The organism is Paenibacillus sp. 01T443 (assembly GCF_056398325.1).
The window spans coordinates 46,390-66,736 of sequence record NZ_JBFTPE010000012.1; the positions used below are offsets into that span (position 1 = coordinate 46,390).

The 20,347-nt window shown below is 48.6% G+C and carries 17 protein-coding genes; 3 read left to right on the forward strand and 14 right to left on the reverse strand.

The window, feature by feature from the left end:
- Positions 1–57 precede the first annotated feature (57 nt).
- Positions 58–462 carry a winged helix-turn-helix transcriptional regulator gene (locus AC1DLI_RS22620; protein ID WP_477606670.1) on the reverse strand — a complete coding sequence of 135 codons (405 nt, stop codon included), beginning with the start codon at positions 460–462 and terminating at the stop codon, positions 58–60.
- Between the two features lie 110 nt (positions 463–572).
- On the opposite strand from AC1DLI_RS22620, the gene AC1DLI_RS22625 reads away from it, so the two are divergent.
- The gene (locus tag AC1DLI_RS22625; protein ID WP_477606672.1) at positions 573–1,592 is read left to right on the forward strand and encodes a zinc-dependent alcohol dehydrogenase family protein; all 1,020 of its coding nucleotides are present in this window, start codon (positions 573–575) and stop codon (positions 1,590–1,592) included.
- Positions 1,593–1,657: 65 nt separating this feature from the next.
- On the opposite strand, the gene AC1DLI_RS22630 is transcribed toward AC1DLI_RS22625, so the two are convergent.
- From AC1DLI_RS22630 to AC1DLI_RS22670, 9 genes are all read right to left on the reverse strand, one after another.
- Entirely contained in the window at positions 1,658–2,911 is a 1,254-nt protein-coding gene (locus tag AC1DLI_RS22630) for an extracellular solute-binding protein (protein WP_477606674.1), read from the reverse strand.
- Between the two features lie 24 nt (positions 2,912–2,935).
- Positions 2,936–4,483, reverse strand: a complete 1,548-nt coding sequence (locus AC1DLI_RS22635; RefSeq protein WP_477606676.1) for a response regulator transcription factor — start codon at positions 4,481–4,483, stop codon at positions 2,936–2,938.
- Positions 4,484–4,531: 48 nt separating this feature from the next.
- A complete protein-coding gene (locus AC1DLI_RS22640; protein WP_477606678.1) occupies positions 4,532–6,301 on the reverse strand; it encodes a cache domain-containing sensor histidine kinase in 1,770 nt (589 codons plus the stop codon).
- 201 nt (positions 6,302–6,502) lie between these two features.
- Positions 6,503–8,284, reverse strand: a complete 1,782-nt coding sequence (locus AC1DLI_RS22645) for a glycoside hydrolase family 66 protein (protein WP_477606680.1) — start codon at positions 8,282–8,284, stop codon at positions 6,503–6,505.
- Positions 8,285–8,311: 27 nt separating this feature from the next.
- The gene (locus AC1DLI_RS22650) at positions 8,312–9,145 is read right to left on the reverse strand and encodes a carbohydrate ABC transporter permease (protein WP_308995523.1); all 834 of its coding nucleotides are present in this window, start codon (positions 9,143–9,145) and stop codon (positions 8,312–8,314) included.
- A 12-nt stretch (positions 9,146–9,157) separates the two neighbouring features.
- Positions 9,158–10,117 carry a carbohydrate ABC transporter permease gene (locus AC1DLI_RS22655; protein ID WP_308995522.1) on the reverse strand — a complete coding sequence of 320 codons (960 nt, stop codon included), beginning with the start codon at positions 10,115–10,117 and terminating at the stop codon, positions 9,158–9,160.
- Between the two features lie 79 nt (positions 10,118–10,196).
- Complete coding sequence (locus AC1DLI_RS22660) at positions 10,197–11,519, reverse strand: extracellular solute-binding protein (RefSeq protein ID WP_477606683.1); 1,323 nt, start codon at positions 11,517–11,519, stop codon at positions 10,197–10,199.
- Positions 11,520–11,786: 267 nt separating this feature from the next.
- Positions 11,787–12,521 (reverse strand): ThuA domain-containing protein, encoded by a 735-nt coding sequence (locus tag AC1DLI_RS22665; protein WP_477606685.1) that lies wholly within the window; start codon positions 12,519–12,521, stop codon positions 11,787–11,789.
- Positions 12,514–13,575, reverse strand: coding sequence for a Gfo/Idh/MocA family protein (locus tag AC1DLI_RS22670; protein WP_477606687.1), 1,062 nt, complete (start codon positions 13,573–13,575; stop codon positions 12,514–12,516). Before AC1DLI_RS22670 ends, AC1DLI_RS22665 begins: the two co-directional genes overlap by 8 nt.
- Positions 13,576–13,708: 133 nt before the next feature.
- On the opposite strand from AC1DLI_RS22670, the gene AC1DLI_RS22675 reads away from it, so the two are divergent.
- Positions 13,709–14,626 (forward strand): helix-turn-helix transcriptional regulator, encoded by a 918-nt coding sequence (locus tag AC1DLI_RS22675; RefSeq protein ID WP_477606689.1) that lies wholly within the window; start codon positions 13,709–13,711, stop codon positions 14,624–14,626.
- A gap of 114 nt (positions 14,627–14,740) precedes the next feature.
- On the opposite strand, the gene AC1DLI_RS22680 is transcribed toward AC1DLI_RS22675, so the two are convergent.
- Positions 14,741–15,298, reverse strand: a complete 558-nt coding sequence (locus tag AC1DLI_RS22680; RefSeq protein ID WP_477606691.1) for an NUDIX domain-containing protein — start codon at positions 15,296–15,298, stop codon at positions 14,741–14,743.
- A gap of 193 nt (positions 15,299–15,491) precedes the next feature.
- Between AC1DLI_RS22680 and AC1DLI_RS22685 the strand changes: the two genes are divergently transcribed.
- Positions 15,492–16,484 (forward strand): lipoate--protein ligase, encoded by a 993-nt coding sequence (locus AC1DLI_RS22685; RefSeq protein WP_477606693.1) that lies wholly within the window; start codon positions 15,492–15,494, stop codon positions 16,482–16,484.
- A gap of 147 nt (positions 16,485–16,631) precedes the next feature.
- Here AC1DLI_RS22685 and AC1DLI_RS22690 read toward each other — a convergent pair whose 3' ends face one another.
- From AC1DLI_RS22690 to AC1DLI_RS22700, 3 genes are all read right to left on the reverse strand, one after another.
- Positions 16,632–17,723 carry a GGDEF domain-containing protein gene (locus tag AC1DLI_RS22690; RefSeq protein WP_477606695.1) on the reverse strand — a complete coding sequence of 364 codons (1,092 nt, stop codon included), beginning with the start codon at positions 17,721–17,723 and terminating at the stop codon, positions 16,632–16,634.
- Positions 17,695–18,609, reverse strand: a complete 915-nt coding sequence (locus tag AC1DLI_RS22695) for a GGDEF domain-containing protein (RefSeq protein WP_477606697.1) — start codon at positions 18,607–18,609, stop codon at positions 17,695–17,697. Before AC1DLI_RS22695 ends, AC1DLI_RS22690 begins: the two co-directional genes overlap by 29 nt.
- A 512-nt stretch (positions 18,610–19,121) precedes the next feature.
- Positions 19,122–20,093 (reverse strand): acetylxylan esterase, encoded by a 972-nt coding sequence (locus tag AC1DLI_RS22700; RefSeq protein ID WP_477606699.1) that lies wholly within the window; start codon positions 20,091–20,093, stop codon positions 19,122–19,124.
- Between the last annotated feature and the right edge of the window lie 254 nt (positions 20,094–20,347).

Consider the following 20,347-nt stretch of genomic DNA (forward strand, 5'->3'; position numbering starts at 1 on the left):
GGTAAGCAAAATAAGCAAAGCGGGAATCGAATCGATTCCCGCTTTTTTATATGCGCGCTATATGACGTGCTCGCCGCTCTTTTGGTCATATTCCTGTCTAGCCTTCTCGACTAGCGGAAAATATTCGGCCGTCCACAGCTTTAAATGCCACATCGTTTGGATGAGCGTCTCACCAAGCGGGGTTAACGAATAATCAACTACTGGCGGTACAGACGGCGTAACTTCGCGTCTGACCAAGCCGTCCCGCTCCAGCTGCCGCACCGTTTGGGTCAGCATTTTTTGCGATATGCCCTCAATTCTCCTCCTTACTTCTCCGTACCGCAGGCTGCCGTCCTCTAAGGCATAGAGGACTAACGCAGACCATTTGCTCGAAATGATTTCAAGCACCCTGCGGTAGCTGCATTCGGCAATTGATATATCGGCTGGCTTCTTTTCAACGTCATCGGTCATATCTATTCCCACTCCTCCTCCTTACGCACCTAAAGGTTCATAACGAACGATAAAGTGCCTACTTACTAAATATTAGTATATGCATTAATGTATGTCTACACCAACTAAAAGGAGAGATGACCATGAAAGTATATGCAATACAAGACGGTTTCGGATTGGATCATGTAAGACCATTGGAGAGGCAAATCCCGGTTCCCGGCACAGGCGAGCTGCTGATCAAAATGCGTGCCGTTTCGCTCAACTCCCGTGACCTCGGAGTTATCGACGGCTTTTATAATCCCCATCTAAAGCTTCCTTTCATCCCCGTATCCGACGGGGTTGGCGAGGTGGTCGGTTTAGGGGAAAACGTGACCCGTTTCAAGCTGGGCCAGCGGGTGAGCGGCATCTTTACGCAGAGCTGGATTTCCGGCGAACCTACGCAAGAAGGCTGGGTAAGCACGCTGGGCAATCCGCTGGATGGCCTTCTCGCTGAATATGTCGTCTTACCCGAGCAGGGACTGGTTCACGTGCCTGATCATTTGAGCGATGAGGAAGCTGCCGCGCTTGCTTGTGCCGGAGTTACGGCATGGCATGCCGTCGTAGAGGAAGGCAAGGTCAAATCCGGCGACACGGTGCTCGTGCAAGGTACAGGCGGCGTATCCCTATTCGCCCTCCAATTCGCTAAGCTTCACGGGGCTAACGTCATTTTAACATCGAGCAGCGACGATAAGCTGGAGCGCGCGAAAGCGCTGGGAGCCGATCAGGTCATCAATTACAAAAAGACACCGGAATGGGATAAAGCGGTGCTTGAGCTTACCCATGGCCGTGGCGCCGATCTGGTTGTCGACCTCGGCGGAGCGGCTACGCTAAACCGATCGCTCCAGGCTCTTCGGGTAGGCGGGCAAATTAGTATCATTGGCATCTTGTCGGGAGCCAGCGTAGAGAACTTCGATATTATTGCCGCCATTCTCCGAAAGGCGCGGCTGCAAGCCATTAATGTGGGCAGCCGCGACATGTTCGAGTCCATGAACCGCGCCATAGCGCAAAATGCGCTGCATCCGGTCATTGACCGCGTTTTCCCGTTTGAACAATCCGTTGATGCGCTGCGTTACTTATCCAAGGGGACGCATTTCGGAAAGGTGTGCATTACGTTTAACGCGTAAGGCATTGGCAGCAAAAAAAAAAGCTGGCGGCTGTCGCCAGCTTTTTTTCATCTGGATAAACGCATTTATGGCTTCAATAGATGATCAATCTGCGCGGCTGCTGCCGTTAAGCCCTCTTGCACGGACAGCTCCTCTTGAAAAATTTTGATCATATACGAAACATAGATGGCATCGATTCGGCTGTAGTTTTTCACTGGCGGGCGCAGGAACGTATGATCGAGCGCATCGGCAAACGGATGAATAAACGACTCGCCCTGCACCTTAATTTCCTTCGCTTCCAAATTAGTCGGAATCAAGCCCGTCTGCGACATAGCCACTTGCGACTCTGTATTGATCATCCACTTCATGAAGGTCCATGCCTGCAGCGGATGCTTGGAGCCTTTCATGCTGACAAGATGTTCTCCGCCCATGATCGATGCAGGTCCGTAAGTGGTCGGAAAAGGAACCGCCCATGTCGTGTTTATGGCTCTCTCTAGCTCCTTGCCTCGAAAGACGCTGTAAAACCAAGGCCCGTCGTCCATCACCAGAATTTTTCCGGATTTCACGCCTTCCCAGTTGTCAGCGCCGCCGTTAATCAAGGTCCGGTCGATCAGATGCTCCTTGTAAAGCATCAACAGCTGCTCTACCGCTTTGACTGTTCCTTCGCCGTCTAGATAACCCGAAGCCCTCGTGTACGACTCATCCGTCACGCGTCCGCCAAGCGCATAGATGTAAGGCAGGCTTTCCCAAGACTCCAGCCCGCCCATTCCAATCTTGAAGCGATGCTCCCTAGCAAGCGCAATGACCTCCTGAAAGGTGGCAGGCGGCTCCGATAAACCCGCCTGCTTCAGCAGCGCGCGGCTAAAGATAGCAACCTTCGTGTTCATATTCACGGGAAGCGAATAGTAGGCACCCGCGTAATAACCTGCCGAGCCTGTATTGCTCTGCAGCATCTGCGTAACCTTATCGAAATCCTCGTAATCGCTTAGAGGAAGCAAAAGCCCGCTCTGGGAAAACTCCGGCACCCATACGATATCCATCCGAACCACATCCGGCGCTTTGTTCGCAGAAGCCTTGGAAATAAGCGTATACTTCAGCTCCGCATTATTGCTTTGCCGAATAGGGATAACATGAATATGGGGATACGCTTCTTCAAAAGCCGGAATGAGGGTGTCTTCCAAAATCCGAGTCTCCTCATCGCTGTACGTATGCCAGAATTCGATCTCATAATCATCCGGATTGCTCATCTTCTCAACCTTGCTGTCTTTCGTTAAAATGGACTGCTGTCCGCAGCCCGTGGCAATGAGAAGCAAGCCTATGATCATCAGCAGCTTTTTCACAAGCATACCCTCCTCCCCCGTCAACTATTGCTGATGCTTCTCCCGGTACTCGACCGGTGTCATTTGCGTCATTTTCTTGAACAGCTTGCTAAAATATTTCACGTCGTTAAAGCCCGATTTTTCCGCAACCTCGTAAATTTTATATTCATGCTGTACCAGCATCCGTTTGGCCTCATGAAGCCTCAAATCGATCAAATAATCGATGAAATTTTGGCCCGACTGTTTTTTGAATAAATTCGATAAATAACTCTTGCTCACATGAATGGTGTCCGCTACTTCTTGCAGCGTAAGCTCCTCGCGGAAATGAAGCTTAATGTACGAAATAGCTTTCGTAATTAATTGTCCGCCATGCCCCTTGTCCTGCAGGCGAAGCTGGTTAGGATGCTCCATCTCCTCAAAGAAATGACGCAAAGCCGCCTCAAGCTGAACGACCGTATCGCAGCGCCAAATGTGATCCCTGTAATCCGACAGCGTTTTGGAATCACCGTTCAAATACGCATGCGCAGAGAGCAGCTCATACGCCTCTCTCCTCACCTGCTCGGGAGTCATGCTGCCCTTCGACCATTTCGAGACGAAGCTATCGATGACTTTCTTCGTGCTGTTCTCAGCTCGTATCCATTCGACCATGGCATGCATGTTCTGTTCCTCGTATACTGGCTCGCCATCTTGCAAATGGGAGCGCTGCTCCCACGGAAACAACTTATCTGTGCCTTCAAAAAACCGCCTTTGCCCCGCTGCTTGGCTTCGTTTCAGTCCGGTTTCAACCCGCTCCGCTGCCTGCTCTATACTGTAGCCTATTGAAATGGAGATGGACAATTCAGCGGCAATTCTAGCTTTGAAGCGTAGAAGCTTCGCTTCTCCGCCCTCCTCATAGGGATAAATGAGCAAGAGACCGTCTCGTGATAAGATCGGTGCGCTGCCCTCCTGAAACTCCTCGTAAAATATCGTCTGCATATCCTCGTACATAATACTAATGTGCAAATCCCCGTACTGCTCCTGCCACTCGTTTAATCCGTCCGATACGATAAAGGCACATAAATACCTTTCATTTTGCGGGCCGAAAATATCATTAAAAGTAAATTCCGGCTGGCTGGCTGCGAGCAGCCGGATGATCTCCTGCTCGGAGCGTCTGCGTTCCATCGTAGTCAATTGCTGATCATACTGTTTTCTCTGCAGCGCTTGCCTTCGGCTGTTCGCGAGCATTTCTTTGCATCTCGCTAACACGGCAAGGAGCTCCTCTGCTTCCAGCGACGGTTTGAGCAAATAATCGACTGCCCCGTTCTTCATGCCCTCGCGCACATATTCAAACTCATTGTAGCTGCTAATTAGAACGATCTTCATTTGCGGGTTGAGCTGAAGAGCATGGCGCGTAAGCTCCAAACCATCCATCACCGGCATTTTAATATCCGTTATCAGAATGTCAATCGGACGGGAGCGCAGCAGCTCTAAGGCTTCTGCGCCATTTGCGCAGCCTCCCGCTAAGGTGAGCCCCACCTTCTCCCAATCGATAAAGTTTTTTAGTCCATTTCGAATAATCGGCTCGTCGTCTACGATCAGCACATAGTCGTTCATGTTATTCCCTCCTCAAGAAGTGAGCGGCTAGTTATAGTTGGACAGGGCTCAGGTTTGAAGACGTATGACGATATGAATCTGCGTTCCGCTCCCTCTTACGCTTGTTACGGACATGCCCGAGCCCGCTCCAAAATAAAGCCTTAAGGAATCATGGATATGCTGAAGTCCGATACCGGTTCCGGTCTTCCCCTCCTTGGCATTCAATTGCGCCAGCTTCTCGGCCGTCATTCCGAGGCCATTATCCTGCAGCAGAATATGGAGTTCGCTCTGGTGCACCGTCACCTTTACCGTAATCTCACCTCCGCGATTAAGCGGTACAAAGCCATGGAAAACCGCGTTCTCCACAAGCGGCTGAAGCAGCATTCTCGGAACTTTCACCTTGTCCGTACCCGGCTGCGCTTCGATGGTTAGGACATACTTTTGCTCGTACCGCATTTCTAAGATAACGATATATTTCTGAATTATTTCAAGCTCTTCCTCGAGCGTAATCATCTGGCCGTTCTTGCCCATATTGGCTTGGAGCAGCCGAGTCAGCGCCGCTAGGCCTTGATCCGCCCGCTCCATCTCGCCTGCGCGAATAAGCCACCGCAGTGTACTAAGCGTATTATAGAGAAAATGCGGGTGAATCCGATAAGTTACCGCGCGCACCTCGGCCTCCAGCTTCTCGTTCTGCTCCTGCTCCACGCGTCCCATGAGCTGTTCGATTTCATCCAACATTTTATTAAAATGCTTGCTCATCAGCCCGATTTCATCGGAAGAGGTCAATGCCGTGCGTACGGATAAGTCCCCCTGCTGCACCCGCCTCATTTCCAGCGTTAATTGCTTAATCGGTTTGGTAACCCGATTCGCGATAAGAAAGCCAATGAGCACCGCGAGTAAAGCGAAGCAAACCGAGGTGATCAAAATACGCGTATGAAGCTTATCCAGCACACCTGTTATTTCGACCGTAGGCACCGTGCCGACCAGAAGCCATCCATTGCTCAGCAGCTGCTTTACGCCATAATAACGTATACCATTATTGGAATATTCGAATTCAACCGCATCGTTATGCACAATCAGCTCATGCAGCTTCGCATCCTCGACAACCCGGCCAATTTGCGAAAGATCCGCATCGATCATAATTTGGCCTTCCGGATTGACGACCATATAGCGGCCGGTCTCACCAAGCTTAACCTGGTTAATGGTATTAATAATCGCCTTGCCGTTTAAATTAACGACGAGCAGTCCAATCTGCTGAAGCGAATCAAAATCTTTTAGCGTCCGGCTGATCGGAAGCACGAGATCGGTATTTTCACCGCCGCCGCTGAATGGATCCTTACGCAGGGCTTGCCACACGAGGCCCCCGTCCTGTTTTTTGGAATCGGTCACCCATTTTTGCTGGTTCAAATCGATCTTTCGAAGCTTGGGCGTAGAGAACGTGCCGCTCCCCCAACCGATTCCGCCGTCCTTAATGATATAAACAATTCGAACAAACGAACTGGAATACACGACGTTGTTCAGCAGGGTGCTGAGCGATTGCGACATCTCTATTTGCGTGTTAAGCGGGCTCGTGCTGTACTGCATCGCCGCTTTCTGCACCTTCAAATCGCTGTATATTAAATCAGAGGTATCGCTTCCGGCATTAAATATAGAAGACAGCGCATCGGCGGTTTGTTTCGTAACCTGGACGGCAGATGCTCTGACATTCCGTTTCACAAGCGCAGAAGATTCCAAATAGAAAGAAAACCCCGATAAAGTGGTCGGAATTAAGATGATCAATAGAAATGCTAAAATCATTTTTGATGCGAAACGGTTGGTCCATTTTTCGAAACGAGCCATAGAATGCCCACCTTGCTAAAAGAGATACTAATAGTTTACCTAATTTATCGCGTCTTAAATAGAATGTACAGTAAATTAGGAAGCCGAGCAGCGCAGCCGACTCGGCTGCGCTGCATCACTCCCACATTAGTTATACTTTAAAAACCGATAGAGCAGCAGCGCGGTTTCCTTTGCCGGCCATCCAGTCCTTCGCCTGCTGTTCTATTTGTAATCGATCATGAGAAGATCCCAGTACTTCAGGCTTGGAAGCTTAAACGTGATCTTGCCGTCCTTCTGCTCAAATCTCAGCTTAACGGGCGAGCCGTTATAGTAGTCGGGCGAAGCGAACATCAAGCTGGCTGCCTCGCGATCCGTTTGAATAGAAATCTCAACATCCTCGCGCTCCACCGGCGTCGCCTGCTCGCCTTTGCTGTCGTTCCAATTCATTGTCTTCGCATCCGAGAAGTTAATGAAATGAACGATGTCGCTTCCGTTCTTTTGCTTCGCAAAGGACCAGATCTTGCCTTGCTCTGGATCTGCGCTAACGGATGTTGCTCCCGTGCCGGAGACGACGGCTTCCGTTTCTTCAAGCCCATCCCGCAAAATGTTCTGGTACGCGACAAGGAAGTCGTAATAGCGGGTAAGCTGTTCCTCGAGCTCTGCTGGAATCGCAAGGTTTTTATTCGGAAAATATTCTTTGGCAAGCATGTTCTCCCCTAGCTCTAAATGAGAGCCGCCGGAGGCAAAAATAACGGCATCCGTAAGCAGGACGCCCGGCGTATTAAACTCTCCGCTCGCGTTAGCCAAATCATAGTTCATATAAGCTGCAAGCACCGTATTTAATTTGTTTTTGCTATATTTGCTGTTCTGGTCGATGATGTCCTTCAGGTTGCCATACTTCGGATGCCCGTCCCATACTTCTGTATAAAGGAACTCGAGCGGAGCCTGAGGCGCCATAAAGGCCTGCCCATACTGTCCAACCGCGTTCATCACATAGTCGACATCCAGCTTCTCCTTAGCTGCTTTCAGGAAGGACACGTAACCTTGCGCCAGCTTCACGCTTTCTCCCTTGGCATTCCACAACGAGCCGCGATCGCCCAATTGGTCGACATGCCAGCCATCAAACGGAAGCTGCTTAAACACTTCGATTTCTTTATTAATCAAATAGTTCTGCCACTCCGTATTGCTTGGGTCATACAGCATAATGTCACTGGCCCAGCTGTCTGGTAGCGGATGCTTATCCTGATTCGTTTGCGTGGGGTCCTTGTACAGCGCCCACTCTTTCTTGACGCCGTCCGCTTCCGCGCCCTCATAGGCGCCGAACAGCAAATTATAGTTCATCGCCATCATGTTTTTGCTGTGCGCGAGGTCGATATAACCTTTAATCGTATCGTAAGAGACCTCGCGGTTTGCAATATCCGGCCACACTGAAGCCGGTTTGTTTCCATCCATTTTTAGCGGATCATGATGCTTATATTGCCAATCATAAAATTGAATGCCGTTAATGTGGAAGCGATTCAGCCGTTCAATGACAGCCGCTAATTCTTCCTCGCCCATCTTGTGGAAATCGGCTAAATAACCGTAGCGCGGGAACTTGCTCCAGTCGGCGGACACATCGACCGCTATGTTCTGATGATCCTTAATCTCGCCTTTAGCCGTTAAAAATACTTCAGCCATGTAGCCCTTGCCGTCTTCCTGCGGAGGCGTCCAGCTCCAAGCGATTTGTTCGCCGTCGGTCTTTAGCTCCTGCTCGCTGACTATCTCGCCAAGATGGCGATACTGGACAATGACCTTCGCTTTTGGCTCCGCCTTGCTCAAATCGAGCTTAAAGCTAACCTTCTCGCCGGGACGATAAGCCGCTTTGTCGGTGGACAGTCCGCTCATAATGCCTTGGCTGACCACTGACTCTGCCGCTATTTCCTTCTCTTTGCTGCAGCCTGCCGCCAAAATAAGCAGGCAGCTCATCGCCGCAAGCGCAGTCGACTTTACTTTTTGGTGTATCACGACATCTTTCCTTCCCAAGTCGTATAGTTATCCTTTTACTCCGCCTTCATTAAAGCCGCCCTGTACGAATCTCTTCTGGAAAACAATATAGAGCAGCACGGTCGGTATAAGCGCGATGATGGATGCCGCAAATACCCAAGAATAGTTTGTTGCATACTTGTCGTTAAACATAAGCAGCGCGACCGGCAGTGTGCGCAGCGCTTCGTCTTTAATAATAACGAGCGCCGTGAAATACTCTTCCCATGTCCCTTGGAAGGATAGAACCGCAAGCGTCGCGATAGCCGGCATCGATTGCGGCAGGTAGATATTCCAGAAAATGCGCCAGTTGCCGCCGCCGTCGATCAGCACCGACTCCTCGTATTCCTTCGGAATGCTCTGGAAGAAGCCGCGAAGGAAAAACGTGCTCCCGACCACGCCGCCGCCAATATAAATCAACCATAAGCCCCAGTACGTGTTGACCAAACCAAACGATTTAATAATCAAGAACTGCGGAATGATGTTGATGACGCCGGGAATCATCATCGTAAGCAGAAACATTCGGAACAGAAATTCCTTGCCCGGGAACGTGAACCTGGCAAAGCCGTATGCGGTCAAGCAGCCAAGGAACAGGCTTCCCGCCATCGATACGAGCGTAACGAGCGAGCTGTTTAGAAAGTACCTCGCAAAGTTGTTTTTGCCCCATACGAGCTGATAGTTGTAAAGATTGGGAACGACCGAAAATACTTCCTTAGGCCTTGGCAGCGAATACGCTCCCTTGATAAAGCTGGTCATAATCATATATACGAAGGGGAATAGGAAAGCCAATGCTCCAAGCACGATAATGCTGTAGACCAGAAGCTGAAGATGCCATTTCGTTTTCATTGCGTCCCCCTCCTACAAAAACCGCTGGTTGCCGAATTTTTTCATCTGGGAATAAGTTAGCAGAAACACTGCAATTCCCATCATGACAGCGACCGCGGATGCATAACCAAAGTTAAAGTTCTTAAATGCCTGCAAATACATAAGGCTCGGAAGTGTTTGCGTCTGATCCATCGGACCGCCGCGTGTAATGAAGTAAACCTGCGGGAAAAAGTTAAATGCGCCGTTTACCAGGTTAATGATGACGAATGCAGTTACCGGTCCCAGCATTGGTACCGTGATGCTCCAAAACTGTCTCGTGCCGTTCGCGCCGTCGATAGATGCCGCTTCGTAATATTCCTTCGAAATGCCCTGCAGCGCTGCCAAATAAATCACGACGCCCCAGCCTACCGTTTTCCAAATATGAAATAACCAAATGACGATCATAGCAGACCAATAATTCGAGAGAAAGTTGATTGGTTCATGGAATAGGCCAAGCTGCTTATAGAAAATAAAATTGATTAAGCCATATTCGCCGCCGGCAAACAAGAAGCGGAACAGAAACGCTACAACGATCCAAGAAGTAATGATCGGCAGGTAATACACCGTCCGGAACACGATCTTGTGCTTCACGAAGTGCAAATTGATCAGTACGGCAAAGATGATCGCGAGGAACCAGTTGATCGGTACGGTTACCGCGACGTTCAAAAATGTATTGCGAATGGCCATCAGTACCTTATTATTTGGATCGGTAAACGCCGTAACGTAGTTCTCGAAGCCGACAAAAGGATTTTCCGCATTCGGCATGATACTGTAATCCTGGAAGCTGATGATGATGTTTTTAATCATCGGGTAAATGACGAATACAGCCGTACCCACAACGCCGAGGAAGATAAAAGGCAGCACCTTGATCCACTGCTGCATGCCCTTTTTTAACTGCAAACCCGCCCGAGGCTTCTGCCTGGGTTCCGGTTGTCCCGCCACTGGTATAGACATGTTCATGCTCCTTCCCAATCTATCATTTGGGAGGCCTCCTTCCAATAAAGATAAAAGGAAGAAGGCCTCGGTATAATGTTTACTTCGTTAAAATGGCTTCAATGTTTTTGGCTGCTTCATCAAGTGCCGCTTTGGGCTCAAGCTCTCCGCGAATCGCTTTCTCAAAAGCAAGGTTTACGATGCCTTCCATTTCACCGTATTGCGGAATCGGCGTACGCGGCAATGCAGTTTCAAGCTGCTTCACGTACTCGGTAACGAATGGTTGCTCAAGGAATGCAGGGTCGTTTGCTGCATTTTTGTTCGTAGGGATAAGACCAAGCTTGCTCATAATCTTCTGCGGCTCGTCGCCAAGCATCCATTTCGCGAATGTCCAAGCTTCTTGCGGGTGCTTCGAATTTGTAAAGATAACAAGATCCTCACCGCCTACAACGGAGCGGCTGCCGCCAGCGCCTGCCGGAATCAAGCCGCGAACCGTTTGCTCAAGCGGCTTGAATGCGGATTCTGCTTCGTTCATAAGAATGCTGTAGAACCAAGGCCCGTCATCGATCATCATGTACTCATTGTTCTTCATGCCATCCCAAGCGCCTGGTTCGCCGCCGAGAATTGTAGGCGTTACAATTCCTTCTTTGTTCCATTGCACGATTGTTTCAAGCGCCTTTACGCTCTCCGGGCTGTTCAGATAGCCTTCTACTTTTGTATAGTCCTCGTTCGTTAAAGACCCGCCAAGGCTCCAGAAGTATGGAGATGCTGCCCATACGTTTGCTCCGCCGATGCTAATGCCGCCCGGCTTGCCTTTTGCGACGGCTAGCTTCGCAGCTGCTACAAGCTCATCCATTGTCGCTGGAGCTTCTTTTACTCCGATTTCATCCAATACCGCTTTGTTGTAAATCGCGATTTTTGTATTCGTGTTAACCGGTACGCCATAGTAGCCGCCGTTATATGCATTCGTCTCCATCGGCGCTTCGAACATATTGGCTTTCAATTCATCAAAGCCATCGTTCTTGCTGACATCTTGAAGCGCTCCCATTTTTGCAAATTCAGGAACCCAGATAATGTCCATACGCATGAGATCAGGTGCTGCATCGCCTGCTACCCCGGCAATAACCTGCTCTTTCAGTCCCTCGTAAGGCATTCTTGTCAGCTTCAGCTCAATACCCGGATTTTCTTTCTCAAAGAGTGGCTTAATCTCTTCCGTGAGTACCTTCTCCTCTTGATCGCTGTAGGTATGCCAGTACTCGATCGACACTTTCTTGCCGTCAGCCGCCGGGGCGTTACCACTTTCATTTGCCGGAGCATTACCTCCGTTATTTGCAGGTGCGTTATTGCCGCCTGAGCAAGCCGTAATTGTGAAAGCCATCACAGCTGCTAGAACCCCATAAGAAATTGATTTGTACCATTTCATAGCTTTGACCCTCCTTTTATTTGTGCTGCTCCTTCATTATGCGGATAACGGATCCGCCAAGAAACCGTTTTCATTGCGATGATGGTGTCGTATTTTACTCCTTTTTTATTGTTAAACTATTGGAACGAAAAAAAAGGTGTCTTATTTTTCTGTAAATCCAGAAAAATAAGACACCTTTTTGCACGGTTAAGCAAGCATAAACACTCTCGCTTCACAATAGATAATCCAGTTTACTCATGATTTCCGCAAATCGCCTATGCCGTTATTTTACTTTCTAATCGCCTCGAGAGGCGCTACCCTCCCTAATGATATTTGGGCTCCTTGAACGGGAGCTGCCCATTTCACGCTGTTCGCAATGACGCGCAGGACATCTTGATGGTGATAGATCGGGAACGTCTCATGTCCAGGACGGAAATAAAACAGCTTTCCTTTCCCTCTTCGATAGCAGCAGCCGCTCCGGAATACTTCCCCGCCCTCGAACCACGAGATGAACACCAGCTCATCGGGAGCCGGAATATCAAAGCGCTCACCATACATTTCTTCCATTGGAATTTCAATATAATCGTTAAGGCCGTCAGCAATCGGATGGCCGTGCTCAATGACCCAAATCCGCTCTTTCTCGCCGTCGTCTCGCCATTTGAGATCGCCCGTTTTCGTTCCGAGCAGACGCTCGAATATTTTGGAGCCATGGCCGGAGTGCAGGACGATAAGCCCCATGCCTGCCATGACGCGTGCGCGTACCTTCTCGACAATATCATCCCGCACCTCCGCGTGAGCCAGATGTCCCCACCAGATAAGGACATCCGTATTGCTCAGCACATCGTCAGTTAATCCGTGCTCAGGCTCATCAAGGACTGCAGTCTTCACCTCAAAGCCGTCCACTGTCTTCAAGTATCCGCCTATGGCGTTATGAATACCGTCGGGATAAATGCTTGCAACCTGTTCGTTTTGCTTTTCATGCCGATATTCGTTCCAAACCGTCACTTTTATAGGATCAGCCATTTTTAGAAGCCTCCCGTTCGATCGTAATCCAGCGTTCTTCTACAGAGGATTGTATAATTGCATCCAGCGTTACTTGATTGCGATAACCATCCTCGATGTTGGCATCGAGTCCATCTCCCCTGCCGTTCAACATATCGAAAAAAGACTGCATTTGATTCGCGGCAAACGCGTCTGGAATTTCAACTTTTTGGAATTGTTGATCCTCGCCAAGCTTAACGTGAAGGCTGTCCTCTTCTTCAAGGTTATAGACGAGAGCTCCTCGCGTACCGAAAATCTCAACCTGTTGATAATTTCCGCGGCCAAAAGCAAACCGGGATATGCTCATGGAGGAGGAGGCGCCATCCTCGAAGCGTGCCAGCACATGACAGAAATCATCTACATCCACAAGTCCTTTTCCCTCGCCGCTCAGCAGGCTGCGCTCCTTCACAATCGTTCCCGCATCGGCGAAGACCCGGACCGTTTCTCCTACGAGGAAGCGTTTGAGATCCAAAATATGAGAGCCCAAATCCCCGAGCGCACCCGATCCGGACAGTTCCTTACGGAAACGCCAGAAGAGCGGAATCTCCTCATTAATGCTCCAGCTTTGTAAATACTGGCTGTATACATGATTGATTTTGCCGAGTGCTCCTTGCTCAATCAAATGCTTGGCATAACGAACCGCAGACTTGTAGCGATACGTGAAACAAACCATATGAGGGATGGGATCACCCGCTAATTTTTCCCACAGGATACTCGCTTCATTGGCATGAAGGGCAATTGGTTTCTCGAGCGCAAACGGCTTGCGATACGTAATGGCATCAAACGCGATTTGAAAATGATTGCTGTTTGGCGTGCCGATTGTAACGGCGTCCAGCTCCGGATCCTTTAACATTTCCAAATGATCCTCGTAACGCCGTTCAGGAGGAACATTCAGTTCCTCGCCTTTGGCCAAAAGCGCTGCTGGATTACAGTCGCAAATCGCCCATAGTTCTGCACTCTCGCTTGCCAATATTCCCTCAATATGAAAGTTCGCAATACCGCCTAGCCCAATAACGCCGATTTTCAGCTTCTTCATACGCATCATCCCATCCCTAAAGTCGCTTCAATTACAAACCTAGTATAGTTTGTGTTAGAATGAACGGGAATGTCGGATCAAGACTCTTTTTGTACAAAAGCGACTTTTTATGCTGCGGAAGGAGAGATAGGAATTGCTGGCCATTAACGTGGATATTGTGCCTCGCCTTAAAATTTTGGGGTTCATTGCTTACAAAAGCCCGTGGATTCATTTTAAGCGCAATATTAACGAATACGTGCTCTATTTTGTCCGAAGCGGAGAGCTTCATCTTAAAGAAGAAGCTCGGCATTATGTGCTGCGCAAAGGGGATATGCTTATCCTTGAGCCCAATATGACCCATGAAGGCACCGCAAAGCATGTATGCGATTATTACTATATTCATTTCGAGCATCCGGATATCCAATCCGTCCACATGGAGAATATCCTTTCTCTTGCCCACTATTTTATCGTAGAGCATGAGCAGTCACCGTTCATCGAGCATACGCCGTCCGTTCCAGCGATTAACCCTTTCGCATGCTATTTTCCCAAGCATCATACGATTGCGGACAAAACAAGATTTAACCTCGTCCAGCATGCCTTGCATGAAATGCAGCAGCTCTACAAACGCAGGCATTATAATCGCAGCCTGCCCGCTTTAAGATTTATGCAGCTGCTTATCGAGCTGTCACGCGAGCATTTTATGGATGAGCTGAAGCGTAATGACCGCCTCCACTCGAAATCGTTTGTTAAGGTGAATTCACTTCTTGATTATATTCATCAAAACTACCAGCAGAAAATAACCGGGCATGACATCGAGCTCGCGTTTGAGGGCAATTACGATTACTTGAATCGCGCCTTCAAGATGGTGACCGGCCAATCCATAAGCAGGTACATCAATACGGTACGTGTGAATCAAGCGAAGGAGCTAATCGAGACAACCCCGCTGAGTATAGGCGAAATCGGCTATTTAATCGGTATCAACGATCCCTATCATTTCAGCAAAGTATTCAAAAAATATGTCGGTATCTCCCCTACGCAATATTACAAAAGAGTAAGGAAAAATGAGCAATAAGCCTCCGGACGGAAGACGTTCGGAGGCCTTTTTATAGGCCAATATCCATTCTCGGTATATTTAAAGAAAAGAGACCTTCCAAATGGGAGGTCTCGCGCATTATGTCATCCTCTTTTATATTCGGAACAATCCATAACCAGCAAGCGGTACCACCGGGGCCGAATCTACCCGCAGACCCTCCGAGCGTCCATGAAACGCGACATCAACAAGCCACTGCGTAAAGCTTGCGACGTCCATGGACGTCAGCTCCTCCAAGGTGAAGAAGCCGGCAGCATCCACCTCTACTTGATCCGGAACAGGCTCTCCGCACACATATTCCATTTCAAATGCCACATAAAGATTATGTATGCTTCTAGGTTGATCACGCAGGGCCACTACGTTTTTGACAATAGCCTGCACGCCGCATTCTTCGAAAACTTCTCTTTGCACCGTATCTTGTATCGCCTCAAGCTGCTCGATGTAACCGCCCGGATTGGTCCATTTCCCTTTTCCCGGCTCCTGTGCTCTGCGAACGAGCAAAATTTTGTCGTCCTTGACGACAAGCGCTCCGACACCGATACTGTAATTGCCCCAATGAACGAAGCTGCAGCTGCTGCACGCTCTTCTCATCGTCCCGTCTACATCGCGGGTTTCAAGCTCATGACCGCATGCCATGCAAAATTTAGCTTCCACCTGTTTCACCTCTGTATTAAGCGTTTGTCTCATCAGATTATACGAATTATTTCATCCGCTGCATAGAGCATAAACGTTCCATTACGATGATCACGAAGCATTCCGCTCGAATGCTTCTTTTGCATGGTTTGAAAATCAGCTTCACGTGCAGGTATAATGCCCATATGAGCATTCACATAGGAGGAACAAGTTTATGCGCTTTGTAAGCAATAAGGGCATTACCGACCCGTCACTTAATTTGGCATTAGAGGAATATATATTGCGTTCATTGCCTGACGACGATGATTATCTGCTTTTCTATATTAATGAGCCGTCCATTATCATTGGTAAAAATCAGAACACCGTTGAAGAAATTAATACGGAATACGTGGAGAACAGCGGGATTCACGTCGTTCGGAGGCTATCGGGGGGCGGTGCCGTCTATCATGATTTAGGCAACTTGAATTTCAGCTTTATTATGAAGGACGACGGAAAATCCTTTCATAACTTCAAAAAATTCACCGAGCCCGTAGTCCGTGCGCTTCAAGAGCTTGGCGTCGATGCCGAAATGACAGGCCGCAATGATCTTCAGGTTGGCGAGCGAAAAATATCCGGCAACGCGCAGTTTTCGACGCGGGGCAAGATGTTCAGCCACGGAACGCTGCTGTTTGATTCCGAGATTGAGAATGTCGTATCCGCGCTCAAGGTCAACGCCGAGAAGTACGTATCGAAATCAACGAAGTCCATTCGCAGCCGCGTTGCGAATATCGCTGAATTTTTGAAGGAACCTCTGAGCATCGAGCAATTTCGGGAGAGGCTGCTTCAATCCATCTTCGGCCAGACCGAAGAAATTCCGTTCTATGAGCTGACCGCGGAAGACTGGGCAAAGGTACAGAAGCTTGCGGACGAGCGATACCGCAGCTGGGAATGGAACTATGGCCGGTCTCCTGCCTTTAACGTGCAGCAGAAGAAGCGGATCGAGGGTGCGGGAACATTTGATGTCCGTCTCCAGGTTGAAGAAGGGCTGATCGTCGGCGCTGCCATATACGGGGATTTCTTCGGACGGGGCGACAGCAATGAGGTTGCGCTTAAACTCATTGGCACTCGCTATGAAGCCGCCGCGCTGAGGCAGCTGATCTCCGGCATTGATTTACCGTTTTATTTCGGGCCGGTAACGGAAGAAAATTGGCTGGAACTGCTAATCTAAGTTTCGCGCAAAGATCCCCCGAGCAGACTGCGAGGAGGATCTTTGTGTTCACTTCCTCCCTTTCCTAACCGATGAATCTTTTGAAAAGATAGTTAGCTCATATGATGTCGCCACCTCGCTTGTATGTATGAAAAAGGTTAGACGCATTCACCAGGAAATTCTATTTTTACCGTTACGTTTGGCCGAATAAAGCGCCTCATCCGCTAATTGAAATAGCATATCGTGGCTCTCATTTGCTTGGTGTTTATGACAGCCAATGCTTATGGTCACCTTACGCCCTTCCATTTCCGGAAACTGAAGCTGCTCCGTTTCGGCCCGCAGCCGTTCTAAGCATTCGACAACCGCTTTTGCATTCATTCTCGTAAAAATAATCGTAAATTCCTCACCGCCATAGCGTGACGGCGAGCCGCCCTCCTGTGTGCGGTCCCTTATCAGCTTACCTACTTTGCGCAGTACGGTATCCCCGACAGCGTGGCCATACGTATCATTAACCGATTTAAAATTATCAATATCAATAATCGCAAGATACAGAGGACGCTCCTCTTCATCGGCAAGCATAACCCTCAGCCGCTCTTGGAATGTCTTATGGTTTGCCAACCCGGTAAGAGCATCCAGGCTTGATGCTTCTTGGACGGCTTGCTGCAGTATGCGATGCTTCTTCTCATTCCGGAAGGCATGCTTCTCGTCCCTCATCATTTGCAGCCCGCGGTTCACAATACCCAGCGCGGCAAGCGTGACGATAATGAGGAATGAAAAACCAACAGCCTTCTGGTAGATGGGAACCCCGTAGCGGTAATCCGGCACAAGGTTCAGAACGAACAGATAGGTTATCATCGTTATAAAGCAAGAGAATAAAACCTTTCCATAGTTAAAGTGTAAAATCGATACAAGAATCGGCAATATCATAACGATTTGCGTACCCTGAACCTCTGGTGAGGATAAGGCGAGCGTTATCGCGCCAAAGCAGGAACCCAGCATAATAATGATGTAATCCTGGAGCCTGCTTTTTAATCGGTATATTATTTCGGCGGCAAGCAGCGTCCCGAGGATCAGGATGTTTCTAACAACGACTTGCTTCTCAAAAAATGACTGCGTATGGCTGGACTCATCGTTCGCGACCACGGCCCATGTCGTCAAAACCGCTAGTGCGGATAAGATGCTTATCGCCCAGTAAGCCCGTCTCATTAACTTGTTCCAGCTTGATAGATGATCAGGAGCATTGAGTAATTTCCGCAGCACTCTCATCCCTCCTTCTAATCGGAGAGACGACCTGATTTTTGCCGGCACGCTTCGCTTCGTACAAATAACCGTCTGCCAGCTTAAACAAGGTTTCTTTCCCAAGCTCAGTCGTATACTCCGCCATTCCGATGCTAATCGTCACGCTCTCATGATCAAGCTCCGGAAAGACGGTCATTGCCAGCCGCTCTCGGATCCGCTCTAGCAATTCGTGGCTCTGCTTGATTGTTTTTCCCGTTAATAACAGAACAAACTCTTCCCCGCCATACCTGGCCGCTACATCCTCGCTGGAAATCGATGACTTTAGAAGCAAGGCCGTTTCCTGCAGCACGATGTCTCCGACATGATGCCCAAATCTATCATTTATGCTTTTAAAATTATCAATATCAAGCGCAGCGAGCTGCAGCGGCATAGCATAAGCATCATGCTGGCGGGTGAGCGCGGTTAGGTATTCCTGATATGTAATATGATTGTATAGATTCGTTAAATAATCGTATTTGGAGGCATTTTGGGTGGCAATAGAATCTACGAATGCGTCCATTTCGGAGCTTAAAGCCCGCTCCAGTGATTGCTGCAGTTCATTTCCGCGCTTCAAAATGGCAAAGCCAATGACACCGCTTCCGGAAATCATGCCGGTTACGGTTATTAAATCGTATAGATTAACTTGATCCTTTAGCGAGTCAATAAAGGATAGAAGAACGAAATAGCTTCCGAGGGTCAGCAGCATCGAGAACCATAAGCGCTTCTTGCTGAAATAAAACAAAGAGACAATGATTGGAATATCGAGACTCATATAAAGCCCATTAATCTCTTCCCCGAAGGCAAACATAATCACCAGCGCAAACGCGTAACCAATCGTTATTAACACATAGTCGAAATATTGCTTCATATAGCGAATTAACCCTTCAGCCAGCAAGAGAGCGATAAACAAGCAGCCTGCTGCCTTCAAATACCCGGAAGGAACCAGCGGGCCTTTTGACCAAGCATCTGACCCGCATGTTATAAGATGTATGCTTTCGGCTAATACCAAAATAAGAATGGAAAGCAGCCAATAAAAAGAGAGAACCCAACGGTTCCATGATAGATTTTTTTTGTAACGGGTTAGCGCCAGCGTTAGTCACCACTTTGCGAGTTAGTCTTGCTCGTTTTTAAATTCACATTTTTATCCAAGCATTAAGACTATTATAGTTCTTAAATATCGACAGGACAATCAATTATCCGATATTATCTAGTGTTACAGACCCAAGAAAAATGTCAGTTTTAGAAGTATGATGTGACTTTTTGCCTAACCCCCACGAATGTTTCTTCAGTCATTTGCCATTTTGGCCAAGAAAAAAGGACGATTGCGCAGAGATTTCTCTGTTTAACCGTCCTTGTTCCTATTCTTCTATATGATTCCGCTTAAAAAATCTCTTTATCCTCCAAGAAAAACTGCATGGTCATGTCTGAAAAACCAGGCAAATCCTCATGTCCGAAATCCGGATAAATCTCCATGTGCTTCGCGGCAGTTATTTTATTGTAAACCGCGAACTGCGTGGATGGCGGGCAGATCGTATCCATTAAGCCCGTTCCAAACAATACCTCCCCGCGAATACGCGATGCCAAGAATTGAATGTCGATGTAACCAAGCTTCGTAAAAATTTCCTCTTCCCGCTTGTGCTGTGGATCAAAATGCCGGAAGAAGGTGCGCAGCTCCGCATAGGCGTCCTTAGCCAAATCCATTTGCCATACGCGGCGGTAGTCGCTCAAAAATGGAAAAACGGGCGCAAGCTTCTTAATTTTCGGCTCAAGCGCCGCACAAGCCAGCGTTAAAGCTCCGCCCTGTGAGCCTCCCATTGCCATCACACGCTCCGGATCAACCTCAGGCATTTGCATGGCAATGCCTGCAAGCTGCGCAGTATCAAGGAAGATATGCCGGAATAATAGCTGGTCGGGATGATCATTCAAACCGCGAATAATATGCCCTTGCTGCGTAGTCCCTTTGACGCCGCCAGTGTCCTCCGAGTAGCCGCCCTGACCGCGGCAATCCAGTGAAAAGAAGGAATAGCCCAGCGCGGCATACCCCAGCTTATCCTGCCACTGGCCGGAATGGCCCGAGTAACCGTGAAATTGCAATACCGCAGGATGCGGCTCCGCTACGTTTTTGGGTTTTATGTATTTTGCGTGGATACGCGCGCCGCGTACTCCTGTAAAGTATAAGTCAAAACACTCCGCATAAGGTACCTGAAAGCTGCTTGGCACCAGCTCGATTTGGGGGTCTACCGCTCTCATCTCAGCAAGCGCTCTCTCCCAGTATGCATCGAAGTCAGCTGGACGCGGACTTATTCCCTCATAGCTACTTAATTGCTCCAAAGACATGTCAACTAACGGCATTTCAACTACCTCCTATGAATGTCGAACAATAATGGGCTCTGCTTTCGCGTTCGAAAGCGTTATTATTATTTTAAACGAAAGCTGACATAATGGAATAGCAAATTGCAGGCTTTCTCACCAAAACAAGCGTAAACGGCTAGCGCCAGCCTTAATGGCAAAAGCTCGTTTCGCGGTGAAATACAAGCATCGTATAAAGCCCAAATTTATACTTTCTTAAATAAAAAAAGCCGCAGGCTTCACCTTTCAGCGAAGTG

Bases quoted from the DNA above. Each gene is read 5' to 3' on its own strand.
- AC1DLI_RS22700 (WP_477606699.1), bottom strand. From the start codon at position 20,093: ATGCCGTTAGTTGACATGTCTTTGGAGCAATTAAGTAGCTATGAGGGA.
- AC1DLI_RS22695 (WP_477606697.1), bottom strand. From the start codon at position 18,609: ATGAAGCAATATTTCGACTATGTGTTAATAACGATTGGTTACGCGTTT.
- AC1DLI_RS22655 (WP_308995522.1), bottom strand. From the start codon at position 10,117: ATGTCTATACCAGTGGCGGGACAACCGGAACCCAGGCAGAAGCCTCGG.
- AC1DLI_RS22650 (WP_308995523.1), bottom strand. From the start codon at position 9,145: ATGAAAACGAAATGGCATCTTCAGCTTCTGGTCTACAGCATTATCGTG.
- AC1DLI_RS22660 (WP_477606683.1), bottom strand. From the start codon at position 11,519: ATGAAATGGTACAAATCAATTTCTTATGGGGTTCTAGCAGCTGTGATG.
- AC1DLI_RS22625 (WP_477606672.1), top strand. From the start codon at position 573: ATGAAAGTATATGCAATACAAGACGGTTTCGGATTGGATCATGTAAGA.
- AC1DLI_RS22640 (WP_477606678.1), bottom strand. From the start codon at position 6,301: ATGGCTCGTTTCGAAAAATGGACCAACCGTTTCGCATCAAAAATGATT.
- AC1DLI_RS22670 (WP_477606687.1), bottom strand. From the start codon at position 13,575: ATGAAGAAGCTGAAAATCGGCGTTATTGGGCTAGGCGGTATTGCGAAC.
- AC1DLI_RS22665 (WP_477606685.1), bottom strand. From the start codon at position 12,521: ATGGCTGATCCTATAAAAGTGACGGTTTGGAACGAATATCGGCATGAA.
- AC1DLI_RS22685 (WP_477606693.1), top strand. From the start codon at position 15,492: ATGCGCTTTGTAAGCAATAAGGGCATTACCGACCCGTCACTTAATTTG.
- AC1DLI_RS22635 (WP_477606676.1), bottom strand. From the start codon at position 4,483: ATGAACGACTATGTGCTGATCGTAGACGACGAGCCGATTATTCGAAAT.